A 25,075-nucleotide genomic window follows, 5' to 3' on the forward strand; every position below is an offset into this window, starting at 1 on the left:
AAATGACACGCACACTCATGACTGCCTCGGCCGTGGCCGTACTTGCTCTCGCAAGCCCCGCGCTCGCACAGAACGCTTCGAAAGGGTCTCAAGCCGCATCACAACAGCCCAGCACCTCCTCTCAGCAGCAGCCCGGCACTTCGAACCAAAATCTCGCAGCCGCGCAGCAGATAAAGCAAGATCTCCAGAAGGCAGGCTTCACGGACGTCAATGTCGTTGCCGAGTCCTTCGTGGTTCAGGCCAAGAGCAAGGATGGAAATCCAGTGGTGATGACCATCGGTCCCCACGGGATGTCGGTCTTCGAAGCCATGAACGTCGACAGCAAAGGTGGTCAATCGGGTAGCTCATCCCAGAACACCACCGGCTCTACCTCACCTCACCAGGGCAATTCCAAGTAAGGCGTCGTGCTTTGATGGCCTGGTCAAATCGGGAGGCGGCATGAAGCGGTTGGCATGGCGAGGTCGCCGGAAGGGGACAAAACGGCGGCGTCGCCGCCGCACCGAAGCCTTGCTGCCGCTTCCCGAGCGGCTGAAGCAACTCGCCGAAAGAGCCAAGCAGGAAGCGCAAGAGCTGCCCCCTGGCAAAGAACGGGATCGCTGCCTCCTCAAGGCGGCGCAAGCACAGAACGTTTTTGAGTTCGTAGGCCTGCTTGAGGCCGACGTGCGCCGCAACTGACAGCATAAGCTGCCGGATCGGTCCGGAAGCGTACCGAATTTCCCCAGAACCCGCGGCAGCCGAGCGAACGTCGGCCTTTCCAGAGTGTTGATGCGGCCACACAGGGGTTCCGATCATGTCGACATCGAGAGGGACGAAGCGGGAAGTCAGTCGACGCGACCTGCTTACCGCGGGGCTTGCTGCTGGTACATCCTTGGCCCTTCCCACCGCCCCTGCAGCGGCAGATACAATCGCGCAGCAAGTCCCTTGGGCTCCGGGCGAGGCGAACAAACCATCTCCGGTCGCCGGGAGCGATTACCGGTTTTTGTCAGCGGACGAAGCGGCTTGGCTCGATGCCGCCGTGTCGCGTCTGATACCAAAGGATGATATGGGGCCCGGCGCGCGAGAACTCGGCGTCACACTGTTCATCGATCGCCAGCTCGCTGGAGCCTACGGCAGAGCTGAGCGCTGGTATATGGCGGGACCATGGTCGAAGGGCACGGATAGTCAAGGCTACCAGTCCCGGATGACGCCGGCGCAGATGTACCGCGCCGCGATCAAGGCGATTGACGTCTATTGTCGCGGCAAATTCGGCGGGAAGCCCTTTGTTGAACTCAGCACGGAGCAGCAGGACACGGTCCTCGGAGAGCTCGAAGAAGGTAAAGCCAAGCTTCAGAACGTGGATGCCAAGGCATTCTTCAAGCAATTCCTCCTCAACACCCAGGAAGGCTACTTCGCCGATCCCATGTACGGCGGCAACAAGGATATGGCGGCTTGGAAGATGATCGGTTTTCCCGGTGCGAGGTACGACTATCGGGACTTCGTCGGTCAGCACGGCAAGCGCTACCCGTTGCCGCCCGTCGCGATCTATGGTCGGCCCGACTGGAGCTCGAAGGCATAGGAGATCGATATGGCCACCAAGTTGCCGGCGGTCGATGCGCTTCTCGTGGGCTTCGGCTGGACCGGCGCCTTGATGGGTCAGGAGCTGACCGATGCCGGGCTGAATGTCTTGGCGCTCGAGCGGGGAGGATGGCGCGACACCACCACGGATTTCGCCACCACGTTCATCCAGGACGAGCTCCGCTACTACTACCGCCATGAGCTCTTCCAGGAGCCCGCACGCGAGACGCTGACCTTCCGAAACTCCGCAAACGAAACCGCTCTGCCGATGCGTCAACTCGGCTCCTTCCTCCCCGGGACAGGCGTCGGCGGAGCGGGAATCCATTGGAATGGACAGAACTGGCGTTTCCTGCCGAGCGACTTCGTCGCGCGCAGCCACAACAGCGACCGCTATGGCGCAGCGGCGATACCCCAAGACATGACCATCCAGGATTGGGGCATCACATATGACGATCTGGAACCTTATTACGACAAGTGGGAATACCTCTGCGGGATATCGGGCAAGGCAGGCAATATCAGGGGACAGATCCAACCCGGAGGAAATCCGTTCGAAGGTCCCCGAGACAGAGACTATCCGAACCCGCCCATGGCGATGACCTATGGTCCGACACTCTTCGCAGAAGCGGCACGGGATATCGGGTTGAAGCCGTTCCCCGCGCCATCAGCGAACATGTCTCGCGCTTACACCAACCCGCTCGGCGTGCAGCTCGGACCGTGCACCTATTGCGGCTTCTGCGAGAAATTCGGTTGCGGTAACTATTCCAAGGCAAGTCCGCAGACGACCATCCTCCCGGTCCTGCTTCGCAAGAAGAACTTCACGTTGAAGACCGAGTGTGAGGTCGTCAAGATCAACCTGGACAGCGACGGGAAGAGGGCGGTCAGCGTCACCTACGTCGACACTCAAGGCGAAGAGTACGAGCAGCCGGCCGACCTGATCGTTCTCAGCGCGTTCGTTTTGCACAATGTCCACCTTCTGCTCCTGTCAGGAATCGGCACTCCGTACGACCCCAACACAGGAGCCGGGACGCTTGGCAAGAACTATGCCTATCAAATCGTCTCGAGCGTCGACGTGTTCTACGACGACAAGATCCTGAACCCGTTCATCGGCGCCGGCGCGCTAGGGACCGTGGTCGACGAGTTCAACGGAGATAATTTCGACCACACCAATCTGGGCTTCGTCGGAGGCGGTTACATAGCCTGCTGGAATACCAACGGTCGTCCGATCGAGACCCATCTCGTTCCGGATGGAACGCCCAAATGGGGCTCTAAGTGGAAGAAAGCGGTTGTGCAAAACTATCTGCGCTCGATGTCGATCTCTACGCATGGGGCGGTCATGAGCCACCGGGGAAACCACCTTGATTTGGATCCGACCTACCGCGACTTTCTCGGTCGCCCGCTGATGCGCATGACGTTCGACTACACCGACAACGAGCACAAGATGTCGGATTTCCTGACGGGAAAGGCCGAAGAGATCGCCCGCGCGATGAAGCCACGTGAGATCAGGAGCAATCCCCGAAAGGGGCACTATGACATCACGCCGTACCAGACGACCCATAACACCGGCGGCGCGATCATGGGCTCCAATCCGGGAGAAAGCGTCATCAACCGCTATCTGCAGCACTGGGACGTCTCGAACCTGTTCGTGATGGGATCCTCGGCGTTCCCGCAGAACCCGGGCTACAACCCGACAGGTACCGTCGCCGCGCTGGCGCTCTGGTCCGCTCACGCCATCAGAACGCAATATCTGAAAAGTCCCGGGCCGCTGGTTCAAGCGTAGGAGAGGCGCAATGTTGTTTGCTCTCGTCAGGTTGTCGTTGGCCTGCGCCTGTGCCGCAACATTCTGCGTCTTCCCCGCCCGGGGCGAGCAACTGTCCTTTGCTCAGGTCGAGCGAGGCCGCTATCTCGCGGCTGCCGGCGACTGCGAGGCCTGCCATACCGCGCCTGGAGGCAAGCCGTTCGCCGGCGGCCGCGCGATTCCGACGCCCTTCGGAACAATCTACTCTGCCAATATCACGCCCGACCGAACGACCGGGATCGGCGCCTGGTCCGACGATCAGTTCTACCGCGCCCTGCACCAGGGCATATCGGCCGATGGCAGCTATCTCTATCCTGCGTTTCCCTACCCCTGGTATACCAAAGTCACCCGCGAAGATGCCGACGCTCTCGAGGCCTTTCTGAGCTCGCTAGATCCCGTCGCCAACTCCCCTCCGCCGAACCAACTCGCGTGGCCGTTGAACGAACGCGTCGTCATGAAGGGGTGGAACGAGCTGTTCTTCCATGAAGGCACCTTCAAGCCCGACGATCAGAAATCACCCGAATGGAATCGGGGGGCCTATTTGGTCGAAGGCCTCGGACATTGCGGAGCCTGCCACACGCCCACCAACGTGCTGGGGGCTTCCGAGAAGCAGTCCGCGCTGCGCGGCGGGAAGCTCCAGGATTGGTACGCCCCAAATCTGACGGCCGACGTGCGGTCCGGTTTGGGAAACTGGTCAGTGGACGATATCGTGGCGTTTCTCAAGACGGGGCGCAATTCCCGCACGGTCGCATACGGCCCGATGTCGGAGGTCGTCACCTTCTCGACTTCGAAGCTGAAAGACGACGATCTGAAAGCGATAGCGACCTACCTCAAGGACGTGCCTTCAGGTGCCGGAGAACACAAAGACGATCAGACGCAGCCCGATTCCAAGGTCCTGACCGTCGGGAAAGCGCTCTACGTGGACAATTGCTCGGGCTGCCATCAGGCTGAAGGTCAGGGCGTGCCTGCTATGTTTCCCCGCCTCCAGGGTGACAGCGCCGTCCAGGACCGGGATCCAACCACCATCGCGCGGTTGATCCTGAACGGAGCTCATGCGGCAACGACCGATGCAAGGCCTACGCAGGTCTCCATGCCCGCGTTCAAATGGAAGCTCTCGGACCAGCAGATTGCCGACCTCGCCACCTACATCAGGAACGCATGGGGAAATTCGGCGCCTCCGGTCTCGGCGCCGAAAGTTGGCGACGTGCGGCACTCGACGGCACCCGACTCCGCTCAGGAAAGAGGAGAGACGAGATGATCCGTTTCGAACGCCTTGTACTGCAGACATGCGCGGCGGCCTTCGTGCTCGCTCCGGCAGCTCACGGGACGACGGACAAGTCGAAGGAGACGCCCGGGATTGCCGCCTATCAGGCGACGCAAGGCGCTTTCAAGCGGGACCGCAAGATCAGCCGACAGATTCTCCGGAGTGAGCACAAGAAGCGGAGCTCGGAAGCGGTCCATACCCGATGAATCCACAACCCTGTCCGGAAGCCGAAGGGACGTGACGCGCGGCGCGGTGCGGCCGTCAGCCCGGGCCGATGAAGAAGAAGCCGAGCGCGAACAGAACGTACACTCCCACGAGAAGCAGGCCCTCGAACCAGGTCGTCTCGCCGTCGCGCGCGACCGCGCTGACGATAAATGCCGTGCTCGCAATGGCGAACAGATAGAGTGGGTTGCCGAACACCAGGCTCATCGGACTATCCATAAAGGCTGAGATCAGGACCAGAACCGGGGTCACGACCAGGACCAGCTGGATCGCCGATCCGATGCAGATGCTCAATGCCAGCGTCATCCGATCGCTGCGTGCGAACCAGCTTGCCGCGAACAGGTCGGCGGATGTACCGACGAGCGCCAGCACAACGACTCCCAGAAACACAGTCGAAATTCTCAGGGTCTCGGCCGTCTGCGTCAGCACCTCCGAGACGATCTCCGCTTCGAGGGCAATGACCGCGGTGCAGCCCACGACGACGCCGATCGAGAGGCCCAGGCTCCACGAGCGATCGCCGTTAGCCTCCTCGTCAGCGAAGGCATCGCGGTGGGTGATCAGAGTATAGGCGAGGTTTCCGCCGTAGAGTACAAGCAGCACGATTGATGCGCCAAGGCTCAGCTCTTCGTCGGTCAGACGGACGTTATGCAGATGATCTTGCCGGGCAGTGTAGTCGAATATTGCAGGTAGAAGCAGCGCGATCACTGCCAAGATCAAAAGCGTCGACTGAAGGCCGGCCTTGCTGGAGCTGAACGTCTGGCGCCGTCGCGACAGCCCACCCGCCAGAATGGCGATCCCTAGGCCCAGAAGGCTTGTTCCGATAATCGAGCCCGTGATCTGCGCCTGGACGACGGAAGCCTGGCCATTCGCAAGGACGAACAGGGCCAGTACGAGTTCGGCCACGCTACCGAAGCTCACCATGACGAGCCCGCCGATGGTCGGACCCGCGTGTCTCGCCAGCTGCTCCGTTCCACGGCGGATCCACTCCGCGAGCACCGCAATGGAGCCGGCACTGGCAACGAATGTCGTCAGGACGGGCGCTTGCATGTATCTAAGACCCATCGAGATCGGGATCAGGACGAGGAAGGACGTGAAGACCATCGACGGTTTCTCGGTCTCGATCGTATTCGCGCTACTTGACATCGAGGCTCTCTCCGGCGCGCCGCACATGGAAGAAGATGTGCGGCGAGATACCTTCATTCGCAGGTGCAAGGACCTCTTGCTTTGCTACGCGCTTGGTTCTCCATAGTGGCATAGACCATCACGGTGATCGGTGCCGCGAACACGACCCCTTGCAACCCGAAGAAGGCACCGACGACCAGGATTCCGAACAGCATGGTCGCCGGAGGGATGGCGACCAGCCGCCGCTGGATGACCGGAAGCAGCAGATTTCCTTCGATCTGCTGGATTGCAACGTAGGCCACGACGGTCCAAGCCAGGAGTGACCACCCTTGCGACGTAGCCACCAGAAGCGCGGGCAGTGCCGCTATCAAAGGACCGACGTAGGGGATGAATTCGGCAAGACCGGCGATGACGCCTAGGGCAAGCGGCGATGGCAAGCCGATCAGCCAGACCGCAAGCGTGGTAAGCGCGCCGACGAGCAGCATCTGGATGGCTTGTCCGATGCACCATAGCTTGAGCGACGCCGCGATGTGGCCGGCGGTCATCTCCACCCACTCGGCACTCCTCCTTGGCAACAGCTTGCGGAATTCCGCCCGATACAGCGCCGGCTGAGCCACGATATAGCCGCCCATTCCGATCATGACCACTATCGAGGCGAACAGACTGCTGCTCACACTGACGATGTTTCCGGCCCAGCTCGCCAGCGAAAGCTGGCTCGCATCGATGCGCTTCAGGACGGCGGCACCCCATCGTGATCCTTGCAGGTCGCCCGCGATCGTCCTGGCAGCGAGATCCGCGCGATCGACCACGTCCTGCATCTCGTTCGACAGTGTAGTACCGAATACGTAGCCGGCCGCCCCCATCAACGCGAAAAGAAGGACCAGGGTTAAAGCGACGGAGGCTGCCCTGGGAAGTCTGCACCAGCGCAACGGCTGGCTCATCAAATCCAGCACCACCGACAGCAGCATCGCGCCCACTGCGACCAGGACCACCGACCGAAAGTACCACAACAAAAACGGAATGGTCGCGATCGCGACCCGCTTCATGAATTCGACCCTGTCCATTCGCGCGCCTCCACTCGGCTCGGTGTAGCCGCGCACCGGAAGCGCGGATGGGAGTGGCGGAACAGCCTATGGACAGGGATGACGGACGCCGTCGTAGCCGAGATACGTACCGGATGCGGGGTCATAGGACTTGTAGCGCTGCGCGCAGTATGCACCCGCGTCTGCCCTTGCCTCACTGTTCGCGATCGCGCTTCCGATGAGAGCTCCAGCGGCTAGACCGCCGACGACTGCGGCGCCCGGTGCGTAATCCCGGTGCCAGTAAGGTCGGTGCCACCCGTGATGCCAATGCCTGTACTGCACGGTTTGCACGGATGCGCCGACCTGGCCGATCGGGGAAGGAACGATCGGCGCAGCAAGCACGGCCGAGCCCGACGTGACCGAGATAGCCGCGACGGAGGTGAGAATCAGAATCGAACTTCGCAAGCTCATGCATGGCTCCTTGATTTTGTGGTGTGCCGGTGAAACGGGTAGTCATGGAGTTGCGTTCCGATTGCGCGTTGCGCAGCACGAGCGTCAGACCGTCGCATGTCCGATTTCTCCAGACGCGCGAAGTTGTCCCAGCGCTACGAACGATTGGTTCTGTCCGCTAACGTACAATGCAGCGGGTTTTCCTGGCTCTGAGCGAGCTAAATAAGTCGTAACGGTGCAACGTTTGCGGAGAGTGCACGTTGGCTTCTCGTGCGAGTTTCGTCGCCCCGTCATCGAGATCAATCCAATGAACATCAGCGAATTCGTTTGGCATCGCCTGTCCGAATGGGGTTTGAAGCGCGTCTACGGTTATCCCGGCGACGGAGTGGGCGGCCTCGACGTGGCGCTTGAGAACGCCAAAGACGTGATCGAGTACGTCCAGGTCCGCCACGAGGAGATGGCCGCTTTCATGGCCTCTGCGCATGCCAAGTTCACCGGCGAGGTCGGTCTTTGCTACGCCACCTCCGGACCGGGAGCCATCCATCTTCTCAACGGTCTGTACGACGCCAAGATGGACCATGTCCCGGTCATGGCTCTCGTCGGTCAGCAGGCACGCAGCGCGATCGGTGCGAGCTATCAGCAGGAGGTCGATCTCCAGACCCTGTTCCAGGGCGTGACCGAATATGTCGCGATGGCGAGCGTTCCCGAACAGGTCCGTCATCTCGTCGACCGCGCGGTGCGTATCGCGCACACCAAGCGCGCCGTCACTTGCGTGATCCTGCCAAAGGACGTCCAGGAGCTCGACTATCAGGACCCCCCCGTGGCGCATGGCGCCACCCACACCGGCGTCGGCTATGCCGGTCCAGCCAAACTGCCGGATGAGGCCTTGCTTCGTGACGCCGCCGAAGTTCTCAACGCAGGCAGTAAGGTCGCCATACTCGTTGGCGCCGGCGCGTTGGAGGCAACGGACGAGGTAATCGAAGTCGCCCAGCGCCTGCAGGCCGGAGTCGCCAAGGCCCTGCTCGGCAAAGCGGCGGTGCCGGACGACCTGCCGTTCGTCACCGGTTCGATCGGGCTGTTGGGGACGCGGCCAAGCTGGGATCTCATGAAGAACTGCGACACGTTCCTGATGGTAGGCTCCGCGTTTCCCTACAGTGAGTTTCTGCCGAAGCCAGGGGACGCGCGCGGCGTGCAAATCGACATCGACGGCAGCCGACTGAGCCTGCGCTATCCTATGGAAGTCAATATGGTTGGAGACAGCGCGACGACGCTGCGCGCCCTCTTGCCGCTGCTCTCGCAGAAGAAGGAGTCGTCCTGGCGCCGCGACATCAAGAAAGGCATGGCCGATTGGTGGGACACGCTGAAGGAACGAGCGATGAATTCCGCCGAACCGCTCAATCCGCAGCGGGTGTTCTGGGAGTTGTCGCCTCGTCTGCCAGACAACGCCATCATCACCGCGGATTCCGGCTCGGTAGCCAATTGGTACGCGCGCGATCTCCGGATGCGGCGCGGCATGAAGGCGTCGCTCTCGGGTGGTCTTGCGTCGCTCGGCGCCGGGACGCCTTACGCGCTTGCAGGCAAGATGGCCTATCCCGATCGCACCGTCATCGCCTGCATGGGCGACGGCGCGATGCAGATGAATGGTCTCAACGTCATGATCACCATTTCCAAGTACTGGAAGCGCTGGTCGAACCCGCGACTCGTTGTGCTGGTGCTCAACAACCGCGATCTCAATCAGGTGACCTGGGAAGAGCGCATCATGCTCGGCGCCGGGAAGACCGAGTCGACTCAAAGCATTCCGGATTTCTCCTATCATCGCTACGCCGAGCTGCTCGGCCTGAAGGGCATCTTCGTCGACAATCCTGATCGGGTCGGCGCGGCATGGGACGAGGCGCTTGCAGCGGATCGCCCTGTCCTCCTCGAGGCCTATACCGATCCCAACGTGCCGCCGCTGCCGCCGCACATCACGCTGAAGGATGCCAAGAATTTCGTCAGCATGATCCCCTCGGAGCCGGAGCTGGGAAGCGTGCTCAAGAACAGCGCGAAGGAATTGCTGACGAGTGTTCTACCCGGAACAGACTGATGCGGTCCGAGGTCCCAATCCGTAGCGTGCGCGCCGAGGCCTATAGGGTGCCGACCGATCGTCCTGAAGCGGACGGCACCATCTCCTGGAACTCCACCACCATCGTGCTCGTCGAGGTCGAGGGTGGAGGACGGGTCGGCCTCGGTTACACCTATGCAAGCGCCTGTATCGTCGGGTTGATTCGGGACAAGCTCGCTGCTGTGATCGCGGGTCAGGATGCCCTGGCACCCGCGTCCTGTTTTGGGGCCATGCAGAGGGCGGTCCGCAACCTTGGCCGCGAGGGCCTCGCGGCAACCGCGATCTCCGCGGTCGATACCGCGCTGCATGACCTCAAGGCGCGTCTGTTCGATCAGCCGCTCGTCGTGCTTCTCGGTGCGCGCCGCACCTCTATACCGATCTATGGTAGCGGCGGCTTCACCACTTATTCCGACGCCGAGCTGGAGCAGCAGCTCGGAGGTTGGGTTGCGAAGGACGGCTGCGCATTCGTCAAGATGAAGATCGGGTCTGAGCCTGGGCGGGATCCCCATCGAGTTGCGGTGGCTAAGCGCGCGATTGGCGATGCGCTGTTGTTCGTGGACGCCAACGGCGCCTGCACCCCTAGGCAGGCGATCCGGTTGGCGAACATCTTCGCCGAGCGGGACGTCAGATGGTTCGAGGAGCCGGTATCGTCCGACGACCTGCCTGGACTGGCGATGGTGCGGCAACATGCACCTTGCGGAATGGACGTGGCCGCCGGCGAGTACGCCTACACCGTCGACTATGTGCGCACCATGCTTGCCAGTGGCGCGGTGGATGTGCAGCAGGCGGATGCGACGCGATGCGGCGGTTTCACCGGCTTTCTCGAAATCGCGGCGTTGTGCAATGCCTTTCACGTCGACCTTTCTGCTCACTGTGCGCCGGCGCTGCATATGGCTGTCGCCTGTGTCGCGCCCCGCATCCGTCATCTCGAATGGTTTCACGATCACGTCCGCATCGAGCACATGCTTTTCGATGGCGCGCCGCAGCCCCGTGACGGCCGAATTAGCCCCGATCTGACGGTGCCGGGGAACGGGCTGATCTTCAAGCGCGCCGATGCCGCTGCTTACGCCGTATCGGAGGCCGCATGAGGCTGCCGGGAGAACGCGACCTGATCGTGATGGCCGGAATCGCGGGATTCAGCATGGCCCTTGTCTCAATGTTATCGGCCGCATCCGCGCCGGCTGCCAGATCCGACACCCGTCTCGCGCCCCGTCGCAATCGCTCCAGCCAAGCGCAAACCGTCGAAACGGCGCGAAAGCTCAACCGGGCTGCAGGAATGCTCGCAGCCTCGGTGCTCGCCGACTCCAGCGTCGAGCATTACCGCGGCTCGTTCAAGAACAAGGCCATGTACACGCCGCTGCTTGTTTCTGCGCTGACGATGGCGACGAGCCTGCATGGGACCGCTGACATGCGCCCGTTCGCGCACAAAGCGCGCGATGCCACTTACCTGGTGGCCGCGGCGACGGGCCTGGTCGGTTCGGGATTCCATCTCTACAACGTCGGCAAGCGCGTGGGTGGCTTCAGCTGGCAAAATCTATTCTACGGGGCGCCGCTCGGAGCGCCGATGGCGATCCTGCTGTCAGGCCTGCTCGGCTTCTGTTCGGAACGGGTGCGTGAAGCGGGGCGAACGCGTCCGCGCATCTTCGGTCTCCCGGCGGGACGTGCGATCGCCGCGGTCGCGGGCGCAGGTCTGCTCGGCACGACCGGCGAGGCGGGCCTGCTGCATTTCCGCGGCGCCTATCATAATCCCTTCATGCTTCTGCCGGTGACGCTGCCACCGATCGGCGCAGCGCTGCTGCTCTCGGCAGCCGGGGACCGTTCCGGCAGGACGCATTGCGTCGCCCGCTCGTGGATGCGTCTGCTGAGGGCCATGGGTCTGGCCGGTGTCGGCTTCCACGCCTACGGCGTATCGCGAAACATGGGTGGCTGGCGCAACTGGAGCCAGAACATCCTGAGTGGACCGCCGATCCCCGCGCCGCCCAGCTTTGCCGGCCTCGCACTTGCCGGCCTTGCTGCACTCGGTCTCATGAGGGCGCATCCCGATGCATGAAAGTCGCGACCGCTATCCCGAATATGACGTTCTCGCCAAATGGTCGGGTCCATCCTGGAACGACAAAACGCGCGAGGTCATCGCACGGCGGCTGTCGATAGCGCCCGAGCCGCGTTACTTCACGCGGGAGGAATACGAGACCGTCGTGGCGATCGCGAACCGCATCGTTCCGCAACCGCGGGACCGCCCGCCGGTGCCGATCGCCGCGCTGGTCGATCGCAAGCTGGACGATCTGATCATGGACGGCTTTCGCAGGCCGGGCGTGCCCCGAGATGCGGATGCCTGGCGGCTGGGGCTTAAGGCGCTGAATGCCGAGGCCTCGGCCGCGTACGGCCAGCGCTTTGCAGCGTTGCCGGAGGGCTTGCAGGACAAGATGCTTCGTGCCGCCGAGCATGGCGAATTGAAAGCGGCCGAATGGGGCGAGTTGCGCTGCAAGGACTTCTTCAAACATCGCATGGGACGGGACATCGTGCTCGCCTATTACGCACACCCGACAGCGTGGAGCGAGATCGGCTGGGGCGGTCCGGCAAGTCCGCGCGGCTATGTGCGTCTCGATCTCGACGAGCGCGATCCCTGGGAGGCGGCCGAGACGAAGGACGGCCATGATGCTGCAGCGCGTCGGAGCAATCGCCGTGTCCGATGATCCCCTCCATGTGCCGCGAGCGTGTGACGGCCGGGCGCCGGACGTGTTCCGTCCGGGCGGCTGGGTCCAGATGCGGCAATATCGCGAGAACGAGCCGGTCGATTTCGCCATCGTCGGGACGGGCGCGGGCGGCGGCACGCTCGCCTGCAAGCTCGCCGAATACGGCTTTTCGATCGTTGCGTTCGATGCGGGCCCCTATTTCAGGCCGCTGGAGGATTTCGCCTCCGATGAATCCGAGCAGACCAAGCTCTATTGGACCGACGACCGTATCGTCGACGGCGCCAATCCGCTGCAACTCGGCAGCAACAACAGCGGCAAGGCCGTGGGCGGCTCGACGGTGCACTTCGCAATGGTCTCGCTGCGCTTCCGTCCCGAATGGTTCAAGTCGCGCACCATGCTCGGTTATGGCGCCGACTGGCCGCTCGATTGGCGCGAGATGTGGGACTATTACACCGAAGTCGAGCAGGCTCTGAAGATATCGGGTCCGGTGACCTATCCCTGGGGCCCGCCGCGTCCGCGATACCCGTATCGCGCCCATCCTTTGAATGGCGCGGCGCGAGCGCTGGCGAAAGGTTGCGAGGCGTTGGGGATCAAATGGACCGAGACGCCGCTTGCGACCCTATCGGCGCCCCGAGGTCTGGCCCATCCTTGCGTCTATCGCGGTTTCTGCGTCACCGGCTGTTCGACCAACGCCAAGCAGAGCGCGCTGGTTACCTGGATTCCGCGCGCGATCGCCGCAGGTGCGGAGATCCGCGATCTCGCGATGGTCGGTCGCATCGAGGTTGAGCCGTCGGGGCTGGTATCGGGGGTTCACTATCATCGGGACGGCGCATGGCGCTTTCAGCGGGCGCGTAACGTCGTCGTCGCGGGCTATGCCATCGAAACGCCCCGACTTCTCCTGAACTCCGCGACACCTCGCTTTCCGGACGGCCTCGCCAACAGCTCGGGCTTGGTCGGGAAAAACCTGATGGCGCAGTCCAATCAGGCGGTGTGGGGCCGGCTGGAGCACGAGGTGCGCTCCTACAAGGGGCCGCCGTCGCTCGCCATCACCGAGCATTGGAACTACGAAGACAAAGGCAAGGATTTCTTCGGCGGCTATTCCTACATGAGCCAGGGTCCGTTGCCGCAGCTCTGGGCGAATACGCTGTTCAGCGCTCGCGGCCTGTGGGGCGACAGACTCGTCGAAGCCATGAAAGACTACAATCACGTCGTCGGTCTCAAGATCGTCGGCGAGATGCTGCCGCAGGAATCCAACCGGGTGACCCTGGCTGACGAGGTCGACCAATATGGACTGCGGATTCCACGGGTTACCTATTCCTGGTGCGACAACGACAAACGTCTGATCGATCACTCCCTCAAATTCATGAGGCGTGCGCTCGAGGCGGTGGACGCAACCGATACCTGGATCCAAGACGACGACACCTGTCATCTCAACGGCACCGCGCGCATGGGCAGCGATGCCCACACCAGCGTCGTCGATGTGGACTGCCGCAGCTGGGACATTCCAAACTTATGGATCTGCGATGGCTCGGTCTTTCCAACCGTGGGGGGCGCCAACCCCTCGTTGACGATCCAGGCGATCGCCTGCCGCACGGCTGATCGCATCCGTGCGCTCGCGCGTCAAGGATCGATGCGGCGTGCGAATATCCTTTCAATGCAAAGAGGATGAAAATGAGACACAAAGTTCTGAGCAAGAACGGAGCCCAGCGGACCTTGGCCTTGGTGCTCGAGACCGGCGAAGAAGCGATGAGCTGCCTGTCGTCCTTCGCGATGGAGCAACGGATAGCGGCGGCACAGATCACCGGAATCGGAGCCTTCAGCGAGGTCGTCCTGAAGTACTTCGACTGGGAAAGGAAGGAGTACTTGGACAACCGTGTGGGCGAACAGGTTGAGATCGCTTCTCTAATCGGCGATGTCGCCCTTGATCCCTCGGGCGAGCCTTCCGTTCACGTTCATCTGGTGGTCGGCAGGCGTGACGGGACTGCACTTGCCGGACATTTGGGGTCGGGCGTGGTGCGCCCGACGCTCGAGATCATCATGGAGGAAAGTCCGACACATCTGCGAAAGAGGCACGATCCAGAGAGCGGATTAGCCCTGATCAGGCTGGAGAAGTAAGATGCGAAAGATTGGCTGCACGGTCTGGGCCATCCCGGAAGGCTACATTCCCGGCAGCAGCGTCAGCGACGCGCATGATCTCGTCTCCCACGAAGCGGCGTGCTTCCTGAACCCGGGGGACCGGGACGTCGAGGTGAAGATCACCTTGTTCTTCGAGGCGCGCGAGCCGGTCGGTCCATATCTGGTCACGGTACCTGCCAAACGCACTCTCCACATGCGTTTCAACGATCTGACTGATCCGGCGCCAGTGCCGCGCGACACGAGCTATGCTTCCCTCATCGAGGCGAGCGCGCCCGTGGTCGTTCAACATACGAGGCTCGATTCCCGCCAGCCCGCGATGGCGCTGCTTACGACCATCGCATTTCCTGCCGCCCAGACATCGACCAGCACAGAGGGAGCCCAGGCATGAATGACTTGCCGGTCAAGCCGACCAAGGTGGTCGTGATCACCGGAGCGTCCGCAGGTGTTGGCCGTGCGGTCGCCCATCGATTCGCGCAGGCAGGCTTCTCCATGGGGCTCATCGCCCGCGACGCGGGGGCTCTCGAGGAGGTGCGAGACGAGGTCGAAAAGCTCGGAGGGACGGCAATCGTACTCGCCCTTGATGTGGCCGATGCGTGTTCGGTGTTTGCCGCTGCCGACCGCGTGGCCGGGATTTTCGGACATATCGACGTGTGGGTGAACGACGCAATGGTGACCGTCTTTTCGCCGACGTGGAAGATGACGCCGGAAGAATTCCGACGAGTGACGGAGGTCACTTACCTCGGCTTCGTTCACGGCACGATGGCGGCGCTCCGCCACATGCGGCCGGCCAATCGAGGATCGATCATCCAGATCGGATCGGCGCTGTCGTATCGCGGCATCCCGCTGCAGTCCGCTTACTGTGGAGCAAAGCATGCAATCAGAGGCTTCACGGATTCGCTTCGTGCCGAACTGATCCACGAACGAAGCCGGATCACGCTCACAATGCTGCAGCTCCCCGCCGTCAACACCCCCCAGTTCGACTGGGCGAGAGCGCACATAGCGCGAGCTCCAAGGCCTGTCGCCCCGGTGATCGAGCCGGAAACCATCGCGGAGGCCGTCTTCCAGGCGGCTTGCAAGCCGGCCCGCGAGTATTGGATCGGCTTGAGCACCCTGAAGGTCATTCTCGGCAATATGCTCGTGCCGGGGTTGCTGGATCGATATCTGGCCAAGGTTTGTGTCGATGGCCAGCAAACCGACGATCCTATCGGTCCCGATCGCGCCGACAATCTCTACGAGCCAGTGCATTCGCTTCACCGCACGCGCGGAAGCTTCAGCGCTGAATCCGCGTCCTCTGCCACAATGTCCTTCGGCACGCTCGATCGATGGGTGCCGTACGCGGCCACGTTGTTGGCAGGAACACTGCTTGGGGGGCTGTTGGTCTGGAGAACGAAGCTCAGCGGCCCGAGCGCAGCTCGTTTGCAACAGCGGCGCAGCAACGGGCTGGAGGCGCGCTGATCGTGCCCAGATTGATCGAAGACTACGGGATGATCGGAGATGGCCAGACCGCCGCGCTCGTCGATCGCAAAGGTTCGATAGATTGGTTGTGCTGGCCTCGATTCGATTCCGATGCTTGTTTTGCTTCACTGTTGGGTACCTCCGCGAATGGTCGCTGGAAGGTGGCGCCAAGCACGTCGTATCGCTGTAGCTGTCGCCGCTATCAGGCCGATACCCTCATCCTTGAGACCGAACTCGATACGTCTTCGGGATGCATCAGGCTGGTGGACTTCATGCCTGTCCACGATGGGGCTTGCGCCGTCATAAGAGTGGTGCAGGGCCTTCGAGGGAAGGTGCAAGTCCGAAGCGAGCTGGATCTTCGCTTCGACTACGGATCGTTGCGGCCCGCGCTCGAGGTCGAAGACGCGCGAGCGGTCGCGTTCGTCGGACCGGACCTGGTCGTCCTGCATTCACCGACCCCGCTCCGACGCGAGAACTCCAGCGTTGTGACCGAGCTGGAGGTGAACGAGGGACAGCAGGTCGATTTTTGCCTGAGATATGGTCCCTCCAGGACTGATCCGCCGCCCCCATTGGGGGCGAAAAGCAGCTTGTCGTCAACTCAGCAATACTGGCGCTCCTGGATCCAGCAATTCCGGGTTCAGACGAAATGGCCGGATGCAGTCCGCCGATCTCTGCTGACCTTGAAGGCTATGATCTTTCGCCGGTCGGGGGGCATCATCGCCGCGCCGACGACTTCTCTTCCGGAGGCCCTGGCTGGCGATATGAATTGGGACTACCGCTATTGCTGGCTTCGCGACGCGACCTTCACTTTGAGTGCGCTTCTGGACGCCGGCTATCATGAGGAAGCCAAATCCTTTCGGGATTGGCTTCTCAGAGCGGTCGGCGGCGAGCCGGACAAGATGCGGATCATGTATCGCGTCGACGGTTCAAGACGCCTCGAAGAATGGGTTGCATCGTGGCTGCCGGGATGCAGCTGGGCTGAACCGGTCCGTATTGGCAACGCTGCCGCCTCTCAGTTCCAGCTCGACGTCTATGGAGAGCTGGTGGATTCCGTTTCCGCGGCTGCGAAGGCAGGGATCAGCCCGTCCGAGCGGGAGGTCGCGCTGATCACTTCTGTCGTCGAACACGTGGAGCGGGTTTGGGAGCTTCCGGACCACGGGCTATGGGAGCTCAGGGGAAGACCGCGTCACTACACCTATTCGAAGGTCTCCGCCTGGGCCGCCGTCGATCGCTTCGTTAGGCGGCCAGACCTCCATTCTCTTTTCGACGCAGGTCAGCTCGATCGGATGCGCGCGCTGAGGGACAGAATGCATCGGGATATCTGCGATCGGGCCTTCGACCCCTCACTCGGCACGTTTGTCGCGTTCTACGGCAGCGAGAAGGTCGACGCGAGCCTACTGAATCTTCCCCTTGTCGGCTTTCTGCCGGTGACGGATGAACGCGTCCGCGAGACCATCGCGACGATCGAGCGCGAGCTGGTTCAGGACGGCTATGTTCACCGCTGGGGGCCGAAGGACGAGGTTAGGGAAGCCGTCTTCCTCGCTTGCAGCGGCTGGCTCGCCGATTGCCAACTGATGCAGGGCAGGAGGGCCGAGGCCGAGAGGACTTTTCAACGCCTTCTCGATGCAGCGAACGATCTCGGCTTGCTGTCAGAGGAATACGATGTGCATGCGGGACGGCTTGCCGGCAACTTCCCCCAGGGGCTCAGCCATCTCGCGCTCGTGCGTACGGCCCTCCGCTTCGACGAACGAGCCTCCGATCGGGGAGAGGGGCACGACATCGCGGCTACGGCCCATCAGGGAGCGGCGGGATAACAAGCCCAGCAGGACACCGACCAAACTTAATCGACCAAGCTTCACCCTATGGCTCCTTCACCTCTCGCCGGGAGCACCGGCCGACGCGTGCTATCTCGGCCGACATTGGAACTTGCTGCATCCCGTTCTGTTTGGATTCCCGACCTGGTCGTGGAACAGGGGAGATGATTGGCGATACTCAAAGTTCAATTCGGGGGGGCGCGGTCCGCAATCGGCTTCTACGGCTCATTCCAAATCACGAGCTGTCGGAAGTGCTGACCAGATCAGACTCGGTGCGGATCTTGCCCCGCCAGATCCTGCATCATTGGCGGTTGCCGATGGATTACGTCTATTTTGTAGAGCACGGATTGGTCTCGGTTTCCGCACGGGTAGATCAGGATCGTTTCATCGAGGCTTGGCTGATCGGCTCGGAGGGGATGATCGGCGCCCCTCTGGTTTTGACCGAGATTGATCAAACCCCTCCCCACCGCAGAGTCGTGCAAGTTGCCGGAACCGCCATACGGATGTCGGCACGTGAATTTCTTTCCATTTTGCCACAGCTCCCCACCCTAAGGAGGGTTCTTCTCAGATATATTGACGTGGTGTTGCTGCAGACCTCGCAATCGGGCGTTTGCAATGCCGTGCACCCCGTCAAGCAGCGGTTGGCGCGATGGCTTCTTGTGGCCAGCAGCGCTCTCGAGGAAGACAAGTTGCCGCTCACCCACGAAGTCTTAGGTCATCTTCTTGGGGTTCGACGGGCCAGCGTGACGGAGTGCCTTGAGGCGCTCGAGAAAGATGGGTTGATCCGCAGTTCGCGCGGGCTTGTGTGCATCCTCAACTTTCACGCGCTGCGGCAAGTCTCCTGCACGTGTTTTGACACGATCGCGAGGGAATATCGAAGACAGTTGAATCCGGATGAGGGTATTACAACCGCTTAAGCGGCCTCTCCATAGCGCCTATTCTCGGCGACCGGTTCGTCGTCGGTCCTTAAGTCAAAGTTTGATCTCGCAAATGTGCAGCCGGGCACCGGCGCATCGGGCCAGGATGCTCAAGCGCCCTGCAGGGGCTTTTCAACTCGCTGTTCCGGATGCATTGCCCCTTGGCCAGAGGAGGAGGGTTGGCGGCGGCTGCGATCTAAGGCCGGTAGCGCAAGGCATCGGTGGAAGCCGCCCTGCAATCACGTGGTTTAGCTATTTGACGGCGCCTCCGGTGATGCCAGCGATGAAGCGATCAAGGAAGAGATTATAGGCGATCGCCACTGGAACGGCCGCGATCAAGGCGCCGGCCATGATCTCACCCCAGAAGAACACGTCGCCGCGGATCAGGTCGGTCGATACGCCCAGCGTGATCGGCTTTTGGTCGGACGACGAGATGAATGTCAGGGCGTAAACGAACTCCTGCAGGGTCAGGGTGAACGTGAAGATCACCACCGTCAGGATCGCGGGGAGCGACAGGGGGACCGCCATCTTGATGAAAGCGCAAAACACGCTGCAGCCGTCGACAATGGCGGCTTCCTCGATCTCGATCGGCAGCGCCTTGAAGAAGCCCATCAGCAGCCAGGAGCAGAATGGGATAGTGAAGGTCGGGTAGACCAGCACCAGCGACCACATCGAGTTTTGCAGGCCGAGCTCGGTGACGATCCGGGACAGTGGCAGGAACAACAGCGTCGGCGGCACCAGGTAGGTCAGGAAGATCGCGATCCCGAGCGCTTCGCCCTTGCGGCTGGTCATGCGGGCCAGGCTGTAACCGGCCGGAACCGCGGTCACGAGCGTGATTGCGGTGACGCAGACGCCGATGATCAGCGAATTTGACAGCCAGCGCGCGAACAGGGTCTCCTTGAACAAGTACCGGATGTGTTCGAGAGTCGGTGGCTCATTAAACCAGAACGGAATGTTGGTGATGTCGTAAAGGTCGCTGTTCTGTTTGAACGCCGTGATCGCCATCCAGTAGAACGGAAACGCGGCCAGGATCACGAAGAACGCGACGCCGAGAGAAAACCCGGTTACGCGGAGCGAGCGGGCAAGAGGCTCGGGCATGTCAGATCTCCCGGCGACGGATAAAACGCAGCGTGAAGATCACCACGACCAGCAGCACCGGCAGCATGAACAGCGAAATCGCCGCGCCGTGCGCCACGTCGCCGGAAACGATACCGGTCTGAAAACCTTCAAAGCCCAGCACCGAGGTCGCGCCGCCGGGGCCGCCCATGGTCAGCAGGAAGACGATGGAAAGGTCAGTGAAGGTGAATACGATGCCGAAGATCAGGCCGATGGCCACCATCGGCAGGATCATCGGCAGGATGATCTGGTAGTTGCGACGCCAGAAACCCGCACCGTCGACTGTGGCGGCGTCGATCACGTCCTGCGGAACCGCGGTGATGCCGGCGAGAAAGATCACGATGGCGAAGGGAAAGAAGCGCCAGGCGTTGATGATGATAATGCACAACATCGCGAGGTATGGATTGCCGAGCCAGTTCGGCGCCTCCTCGCGCGTCACGAGACCGGCCGCAATCATGGTCCAGTTGATCACGCTGTAAAGCGAATCGAACATCCATTGCCAGGCAATGGTAGCCAGCGCGACCGGCACCGCAAAAGGCAGGATGATCAGCGCTCGCACGATCTTGCGGCCGGGGAAGGGTTGCAACAGCAGGAAGGCCCCGAACTTTCCGAGCACGAGGCCGAGCAGCTGCGAGCCGAACGTAAAGACGAAGGTGTTGCGCAGCGTGTCGAGGAAAGTTGGATTCTGCAGGATCTGCTCGAAATTGGCCAGGCCGACAAACTTCCAGGTTGGGTTGTAAATCGTGTAGGCGCTGAGCGAGTAAAAGACCGCGAGGAGGAGCGGCAGCCCGACCAATAGCAGGACGTAGAGGATCGCCGGCGCGACCATGACCGTTTCGAGCACATCGCGTCGATCCAGGACAAAGCGAAATCGTGAGATCGGCTTGGCAACAGGTTCTGCGATGACAGCCATCAGTGACTTCCGGCCCTCAGTGACGAGTGCTACGATTGCCGCTGGCCTCGAAGCGGCGCAGCTCGCTGTTTTTCACGGCAAAGCGATGCCACTCGCCGGGGCGAACGCTTCCTTCGGCGACGTGGGCCGGCGGCAACTTCGCCGTGATCGGCTGCTTCGAATCGAAACCATCCATCACGCCGTAAACGATGCGCTCGGACCCGAGATATTCGGAGCGGTCGACCCGAAAGGAAAACTCGGTCACCCCGTCGTCTCCGATCATGTCCCTGGGCAGGAAATTCTCCGGCCGGAAGCCTAGATAGCCGCCGCCATTGCAGGTGACGATGTTCATCGGCGGTGCGCCGACAAAGGTTGCGACAAAAAGATCGGCGGGATCCTGATAGATCTCGATTGGCGTTCCAACCTGCCGAACCCTTCCATGGTCGATGACCGCGATGCGGTCGCCCATACCCATCGCTTCGACCTGGTCGTGGGTCACGTAAATGGTGGTGAGGCCGACGCGCTGCTGAAAATTCTTGATCTCCTGGCGAGCCGAGGTGCGCAGCTTGGCGTCGAGATTGGACAGTGGCTCGTCGAGCAGAAGCGCGGTCGGTTCGCGAACGAGCGCGCGCGCGAGCGCCACTCGCTGACGCTCGCCGCCGGAAAGCTGGCGTGGCCGCCGGTCGAGAAGATGGCCGATGCCGAGCAACTGCGCGGCCCACCCGACCTTCTTCTGGATGTCCTGGGAGGGCATGCGCTGCGTGCGCAGCGGGAAGGCAATGTTGTTGCGGACTGTATAGTGCGGATAGAGGCCGTAGCTTTGGAACATCATCGCAATGCCGCGGGCGCGGGGCGGGATGTCGTTGACGATATTGCCGCCGATCAGAAGATCGCCGCTGGTCTGTTGCTCGAGGCCGCAGATGATGCGCAAGAGCGTCGTCTTGCCGCAGCCCGAGGGGCCGAGCAACACCATGAACTCGCCGTCCGGCACCCTCAGCGAGATGCCGTTGACGGCGTTGATTTCGTCGAAGGTCTTGACGATATCCCTGGTCAGTACGGCTGCCATCGATCCTCCCGAAGTTCATGCATTGCGCCCCGCGATCCGTCGCTGGGACAGGGCGCGTCAGTCGTGTTTGCCAATGAACTGCAACAGCGGCCGGGTCCCGGAGCGCAAAGTGAGGCTCCGTCCGGACGCCGTCTCAGGCCTTCTCGTGCCATTTCTTGAAGATGGCGTCAGACTGTTGGTGTGCCCATTTCACCGAGTCCTCCGCGGACATCTGGCGGCTCGCCGCCTTAGCCATCATGTCGCAGATGACGAAGTCGTTGTAGACCTCGTCGACGGCAGGCCAGGATGGGCCGGGATATCCCGGGGAGGCCGACCATTGCTCGGAATCCTGCAGCACCGTAAGTTTGTCTGATGGTGTCGAAGTCGGATCGTTCGAGAGGATCGGCATCGGCTTCGGCACGAGGTTTGCGAAGCAGGGGTTATTGTAACCTTCGCTAGCCTTGAATGCCTCCGGCCAATGATCAGCGTAATATTTGAGGAACTCGATCGCGCCCTCCTTGTTCTTGGCGAACTTCCAGATGCCGTAGAATTCGGAAGCCCCACCCATGATCTGGCGGACCGGTCCCTTTGGCGGAGCAATCACGAACGTGTCGTCGGCCCCCTTCGTGTTTGCCTTCTGGAACGTCCTATAAGCGGAGATCGGATTGACGATCAGAGAGCCGATGCCCGAAACAAGGTAGCGATTATTGCTGGAGTCGTCCCACGACAGCACTTCCGACGTCATCGCCTCCTTGTACAGCGCAGTTACGTATTTAACGGCTTCGACCGTTTCCTTGCTGTTGAGCACGACGTTCTTGCCTTCGGCGTCCTGAAGGGCACCGCCAAAGCTCCACAGCAGCCCGCGCCAGGTCGTGTTGGGGTCGTTGCTGTGTCCAAGTGAAATGCCAACCGGGTGGCCTTTGGCTTTCAGCTTGGCGCCGCCGAGGCGAACATTGTCCCACGTGTCCGGCTTCATCCCGATCTCGTCCCACATGCTCTTGCGATACATGGCGGGGAAACTGATGTAGAAATCGGGAAATGCAGACCAGGTCTTGTCGTCTTGGTTATAGCCGATCTGCCGGCCGATCGTGCTGACCTTGCCGTATTTCTTCTCGGTCGCCTCGACGAGGCTCGTCACGTCGACGAGGAATCTGCGGTAAAGATGCGCCCCGCCTGCGCCATTCCAGCCGAACAGATCGTGACCTGATTGGGCCGAGGCTTCCGCGGCCGCCCGCGCAGCGACGTTGGCGACCGGGATGTGGTCGACGGCGACTTCGACGTTGTTTTTTGTGCCCCAGTCCTTTGCGAACTGATCGAACCATTTGTCGTACTCTGGAACGAAATGGCTCCATTGGACGATCGACAGTGTCTTCGTGTCCGCCATTGCGCGGGACACGAATGGAGTAGAAAGCATCGGGGCCGACCCAGCCGCAATGAGGGTAAGACCTGCCTGCTTTAGAAAGCGGCGCCTTCCAATACGCATTCTGTTGTTCCTATTCATTTGGGCTCTTCCTCGAATTCGAATAGGGATTTTGAGAGAGCAGCCGAACAGTGCTATCGTCGTTCTGGACGGTGCTCCAATGGCCAAGATCGCTGCGTTGTTTCGGCCGTATTAGCCGTCAGAGGACGTCCCATCGGGGTGAGCCGACGACCACCTGGCCAAAAGTCAGCGCCGACAAGGCGATGTCTTGATCTGAGTAATAATTCGCTGGAAACGAAAGTGGATTGGTCATTAGGCGAATGTTCGGCGCGGCAAGAAGCAAAAGCTCGTACGTTCGCGTACATAGAGCCGCCCGCAGCCTCGCTCTTGCCCGCTCAGAAAGATTGCTAAACGCTTCTCGCTGCTTGACGACTGGCCCACGTCGCTTCCGAGGTCGTTCCATCAACTTCATGAGCTGCAGCAAAACGCCGGCAGAGACGCTGATGCATCCTGTGGATTGAAAGCGCCAGGGGCGGCCGCTGGATCCGGTTGGATGGAAGCCACGTTCCGACCAGGCTCGGGACGCGCCACTGTGCAGCTCGGCTTGCTAAAGCGCACGTACGTTTTCGTACCGTCAGCGGTAATGTTAGCCGAAATGCCAATGGTGCCGCAAAATCGAGATCCTAAAGTTCGGCGTTAGGAGGCACGCCCGACAAAGGAGACGCGAAATGATGCGCGGTCATACCGTCACTGTCTGTGCAACCCTGATACTGTTTATGGCGCCGGGCATGGCTGGCGCTGCAACCGACAAAGTCGTCATCGGTGACATAGACGACATGTCAGGCGTTTATGCTGACATCATTGGGCCGGGCGGAGAGACCGCGGCTAGGTTGGCGATCGACGACTTCGGAGGCAGTGTACTGGGCAAGAAGGTGGATCTGCTTGTCTCCGATCATCAAAACAAGCCCGACCTCGGATCACAGAAATTCCGTGAGTTCGTTGATAGAGAGAACGTTACGATGGTGCTTGGCGGGTCAAACACCGGCGTAAATTTGGCTATGGCGAACATTGCCAAGGAGAAGAAGACACCTTTCTTCTCAATCGGAGCGGCTGGTGCTTCTCTTACTGGAAAGGACTGCACACCATACACGGTACATTACGCCTACGACACCACCGCGCTGGCGAACGGGACGGCCAGCACAGTCGTCAAGCAGGGCGGCAAATCTTGGTTCTTTGTCACGGCCGATTATGCTTTTGGCACGCAGCTCCAGGACGCAGCCTCGAAGGTGGTTGAGGCAAGCGGAGGAAAAGTGATCGGGTCGGTCCGGGTGCCCTTGGCGACCTCGGATTTCTCGAGCTACTTGCTCCAGGCGCAGAGTTCGGGAGCACAGGTCCTCGGTCTGGCCAATGCGGGCGACGATTTTACTAACTCTATCAAGGCTGCCAATGAGTTCGGAATTGCCAGAACAATGAAGCCCGCGGCTCTCCTGGCCTTCATCACAGACATTCACGCGCTTGGACTGAACACAGCACAAGGATTATATCTTACAACCGGCTGGTACTGGGATCTGAATGAAAAGACCCGCGCCTTCGCCAAGCGGTTCCTCGAACGCACTGGCCGTGAGCCAACCATGACACAAGCCGCATATTACTCGGCCACGTTGACTTATCTCAACGCCGTTAAATCGGTTGGATCGACCGATTCTGACAAAGTCATGGCCCAGCTTCGTAAAGCAAAGATCAATGATATGTTCACTGCCAACGGCGTGATCCGGCCCGACGGCCTGATGGAGCACGACATGTACATCATGCAGGTCAAAAAGCCTGAGGAATCTAAGTACCCGTGGGATTATTACCGGCTCGTCCACACGATGTCAGGTGATCAGGCCTTTGGTAAACTCTCGGACAGCGCATGCCCGCTGGTGACGCACTAGGGTCTGTACTCAATAGGGATTCCCGCTGAGGCGGAGTTGTGATTCAAGACCTCCGAGTCGAAGGGGGGCTTGATGGGGCAAAAGCTATATTGGCTGAGTGAGGCGGAGTGGAAGCGGATTGAA

At 61.1% G+C, this 25,075-nt stretch carries 24 protein-coding genes; 17 read left to right on the forward strand and 7 right to left on the reverse strand.

What is annotated here, in order from left to right; translation table 11 throughout:
• The first annotated feature begins 2 nt into the window (after positions 1-2).
• The 6 genes from EAV90_RS29135 to EAV90_RS29160 all read left to right on the forward strand — a co-directional run bounded on the left by EAV90_RS29135 (position 3) and on the right by EAV90_RS29160 (position 4,819).
• Entirely contained in the window at positions 3-398 is a 396-nt protein-coding gene (locus EAV90_RS29135) for a hypothetical protein (protein ID WP_122404588.1), read from the forward strand.
• A 40-nt stretch (positions 399-438) separates the two neighbouring features.
• Positions 439-675 (forward strand): hypothetical protein, encoded by a 237-nt coding sequence (locus EAV90_RS29140; RefSeq protein WP_129145456.1) that lies wholly within the window; start codon positions 439-441, stop codon positions 673-675.
• Between the two features lie 115 nt (positions 676-790).
• Complete coding sequence (locus EAV90_RS29145; RefSeq protein WP_129145457.1) at positions 791-1,555, forward strand: gluconate 2-dehydrogenase subunit 3 family protein; 765 nt, start codon at positions 791-793, stop codon at positions 1,553-1,555.
• A 9-nt stretch (positions 1,556-1,564) separates the two neighbouring features.
• Entirely contained in the window at positions 1,565-3,331 is a 1,767-nt protein-coding gene (locus EAV90_RS29150; protein WP_129145458.1) for a GMC family oxidoreductase, read from the forward strand.
• 10 nt (positions 3,332-3,341) lie between these two features.
• Positions 3,342-4,607: a c-type cytochrome gene (locus tag EAV90_RS29155; protein WP_129145459.1), complete on the forward strand. Its 1,266-nt coding sequence runs from the start codon at positions 3,342-3,344 to the stop codon at positions 4,605-4,607.
• Positions 4,604-4,819: a hypothetical protein gene (locus EAV90_RS29160; RefSeq protein WP_122404584.1), complete on the forward strand. Its 216-nt coding sequence runs from the start codon at positions 4,604-4,606 to the stop codon at positions 4,817-4,819. The genes EAV90_RS29155 and EAV90_RS29160 overlap by 4 nt, the downstream gene beginning before the upstream one ends.
• A gap of 55 nt (positions 4,820-4,874) precedes the next feature.
• Here the strand turns inward: EAV90_RS29160 and cax are convergent, their stop codons facing one another.
• The 3 genes from cax to EAV90_RS29175 all read right to left on the reverse strand — a co-directional run bounded on the left by cax (position 4,875) and on the right by EAV90_RS29175 (position 7,450).
• Entirely contained in the window at positions 4,875-5,936 is a 1,062-nt protein-coding gene (gene cax / locus EAV90_RS29165; RefSeq protein ID WP_164937149.1) for a calcium/proton exchanger, read from the reverse strand.
• 95 nt (positions 5,937-6,031) lie between these two features.
• Positions 6,032-7,021, reverse strand: coding sequence for an AI-2E family transporter (locus EAV90_RS29170; RefSeq protein ID WP_129145461.1), 990 nt, complete (start codon positions 7,019-7,021; stop codon positions 6,032-6,034).
• 66 nt (positions 7,022-7,087) lie between these two features.
• Complete coding sequence (locus EAV90_RS29175; RefSeq protein WP_129145462.1) at positions 7,088-7,450, reverse strand: BA14K family protein; 363 nt, start codon at positions 7,448-7,450, stop codon at positions 7,088-7,090.
• Between the two features lie 286 nt (positions 7,451-7,736).
• Between EAV90_RS29175 and EAV90_RS29180 the strand changes: the two genes are divergently transcribed.
• The 10 genes from EAV90_RS29180 (at position 7,737) to EAV90_RS29225 (ending at position 18,545) form a co-directional block, all read left to right on the forward strand.
• Positions 7,737-9,512, forward strand: a complete 1,776-nt coding sequence (locus EAV90_RS29180; protein ID WP_129145463.1) for a thiamine pyrophosphate-requiring protein — start codon at positions 7,737-7,739, stop codon at positions 9,510-9,512.
• Positions 9,512-10,618, forward strand: a complete 1,107-nt coding sequence (locus tag EAV90_RS29185; RefSeq protein WP_129145464.1) for an enolase C-terminal domain-like protein — start codon at positions 9,512-9,514, stop codon at positions 10,616-10,618. The genes EAV90_RS29180 and EAV90_RS29185 overlap by 1 nt, the downstream gene beginning before the upstream one ends.
• Positions 10,619-10,806: 188 nt before the next feature.
• Positions 10,807-11,580: a hypothetical protein gene (locus EAV90_RS29190; RefSeq protein WP_245509650.1), complete on the forward strand. Its 774-nt coding sequence runs from the start codon at positions 10,807-10,809 to the stop codon at positions 11,578-11,580.
• Positions 11,573-12,223, forward strand: a complete 651-nt coding sequence (locus EAV90_RS29195; RefSeq protein ID WP_129145465.1) for a gluconate 2-dehydrogenase subunit 3 family protein — start codon at positions 11,573-11,575, stop codon at positions 12,221-12,223. The genes EAV90_RS29190 and EAV90_RS29195 overlap by 8 nt, the downstream gene beginning before the upstream one ends.
• Positions 12,213-13,892: a GMC family oxidoreductase gene (locus EAV90_RS29200; RefSeq protein ID WP_129145466.1), complete on the forward strand. Its 1,680-nt coding sequence runs from the start codon at positions 12,213-12,215 to the stop codon at positions 13,890-13,892. The genes EAV90_RS29195 and EAV90_RS29200 overlap by 11 nt, the downstream gene beginning before the upstream one ends.
• 2 nt (positions 13,893-13,894) lie before the next feature.
• Entirely contained in the window at positions 13,895-14,338 is a 444-nt protein-coding gene (locus tag EAV90_RS29205) for a PPC domain-containing DNA-binding protein (RefSeq protein ID WP_129145467.1), read from the forward strand.
• Position 14,339: 1 nt separating this feature from the next.
• Positions 14,340-14,747: a sensory rhodopsin transducer gene (locus EAV90_RS29210; RefSeq protein WP_122404576.1), complete on the forward strand. Its 408-nt coding sequence runs from the start codon at positions 14,340-14,342 to the stop codon at positions 14,745-14,747.
• A 5-nt stretch (positions 14,748-14,752) separates the two neighbouring features.
• Complete coding sequence (locus EAV90_RS29215; RefSeq protein WP_164937152.1) at positions 14,753-15,814, forward strand: SDR family oxidoreductase; 1,062 nt, start codon at positions 14,753-14,755, stop codon at positions 15,812-15,814.
• Between the two features lie 2 nt (positions 15,815-15,816).
• Entirely contained in the window at positions 15,817-17,628 is a 1,812-nt protein-coding gene (locus EAV90_RS29220) for a glycoside hydrolase family 15 protein (RefSeq protein WP_129145469.1), read from the forward strand.
• A gap of 164 nt (positions 17,629-17,792) precedes the next feature.
• Complete coding sequence (locus EAV90_RS29225) at positions 17,793-18,545, forward strand: Crp/Fnr family transcriptional regulator (RefSeq protein ID WP_122404574.1); 753 nt, start codon at positions 17,793-17,795, stop codon at positions 18,543-18,545.
• Positions 18,546-18,797: 252 nt separating this feature from the next.
• On the opposite strand, the gene EAV90_RS29230 is transcribed toward EAV90_RS29225, so the two are convergent.
• The 4 genes from EAV90_RS29230 to EAV90_RS29245 all read right to left on the reverse strand — a co-directional run bounded on the left by EAV90_RS29230 (position 18,798) and on the right by EAV90_RS29245 (position 23,186).
• Entirely contained in the window at positions 18,798-19,643 is an 846-nt protein-coding gene (locus EAV90_RS29230) for a carbohydrate ABC transporter permease (protein WP_129145470.1), read from the reverse strand.
• Between the two features lies 1 nt (position 19,644).
• Complete coding sequence (locus EAV90_RS29235) at positions 19,645-20,574, reverse strand: carbohydrate ABC transporter permease (protein ID WP_122404572.1); 930 nt, start codon at positions 20,572-20,574, stop codon at positions 19,645-19,647.
• Positions 20,575-20,590: 16 nt separating this feature from the next.
• The gene (locus tag EAV90_RS29240; protein WP_122404571.1) at positions 20,591-21,619 is read right to left on the reverse strand and encodes an ABC transporter ATP-binding protein; all 1,029 of its coding nucleotides are present in this window, start codon (positions 21,617-21,619) and stop codon (positions 20,591-20,593) included.
• Between the two features lie 133 nt (positions 21,620-21,752).
• Positions 21,753-23,186: an extracellular solute-binding protein gene (locus EAV90_RS29245; protein ID WP_129145471.1), complete on the reverse strand. Its 1,434-nt coding sequence runs from the start codon at positions 23,184-23,186 to the stop codon at positions 21,753-21,755.
• Positions 23,187-23,749: 563 nt separating this feature from the next.
• Here EAV90_RS29245 and EAV90_RS29250 point away from each other — a divergent pair.
• The gene (locus EAV90_RS29250; RefSeq protein WP_122404569.1) at positions 23,750-24,952 is read left to right on the forward strand and encodes an ABC transporter substrate-binding protein; all 1,203 of its coding nucleotides are present in this window, start codon (positions 23,750-23,752) and stop codon (positions 24,950-24,952) included.
• The last annotated feature ends 123 nt before the right edge of the window (positions 24,953-25,075 follow it).

The organism is Bradyrhizobium vignae (genome assembly GCF_004114425.1).
Taxonomy (GTDB): Bacteria; Pseudomonadota; Alphaproteobacteria; order Rhizobiales; family Xanthobacteraceae; genus Bradyrhizobium; species Bradyrhizobium vignae.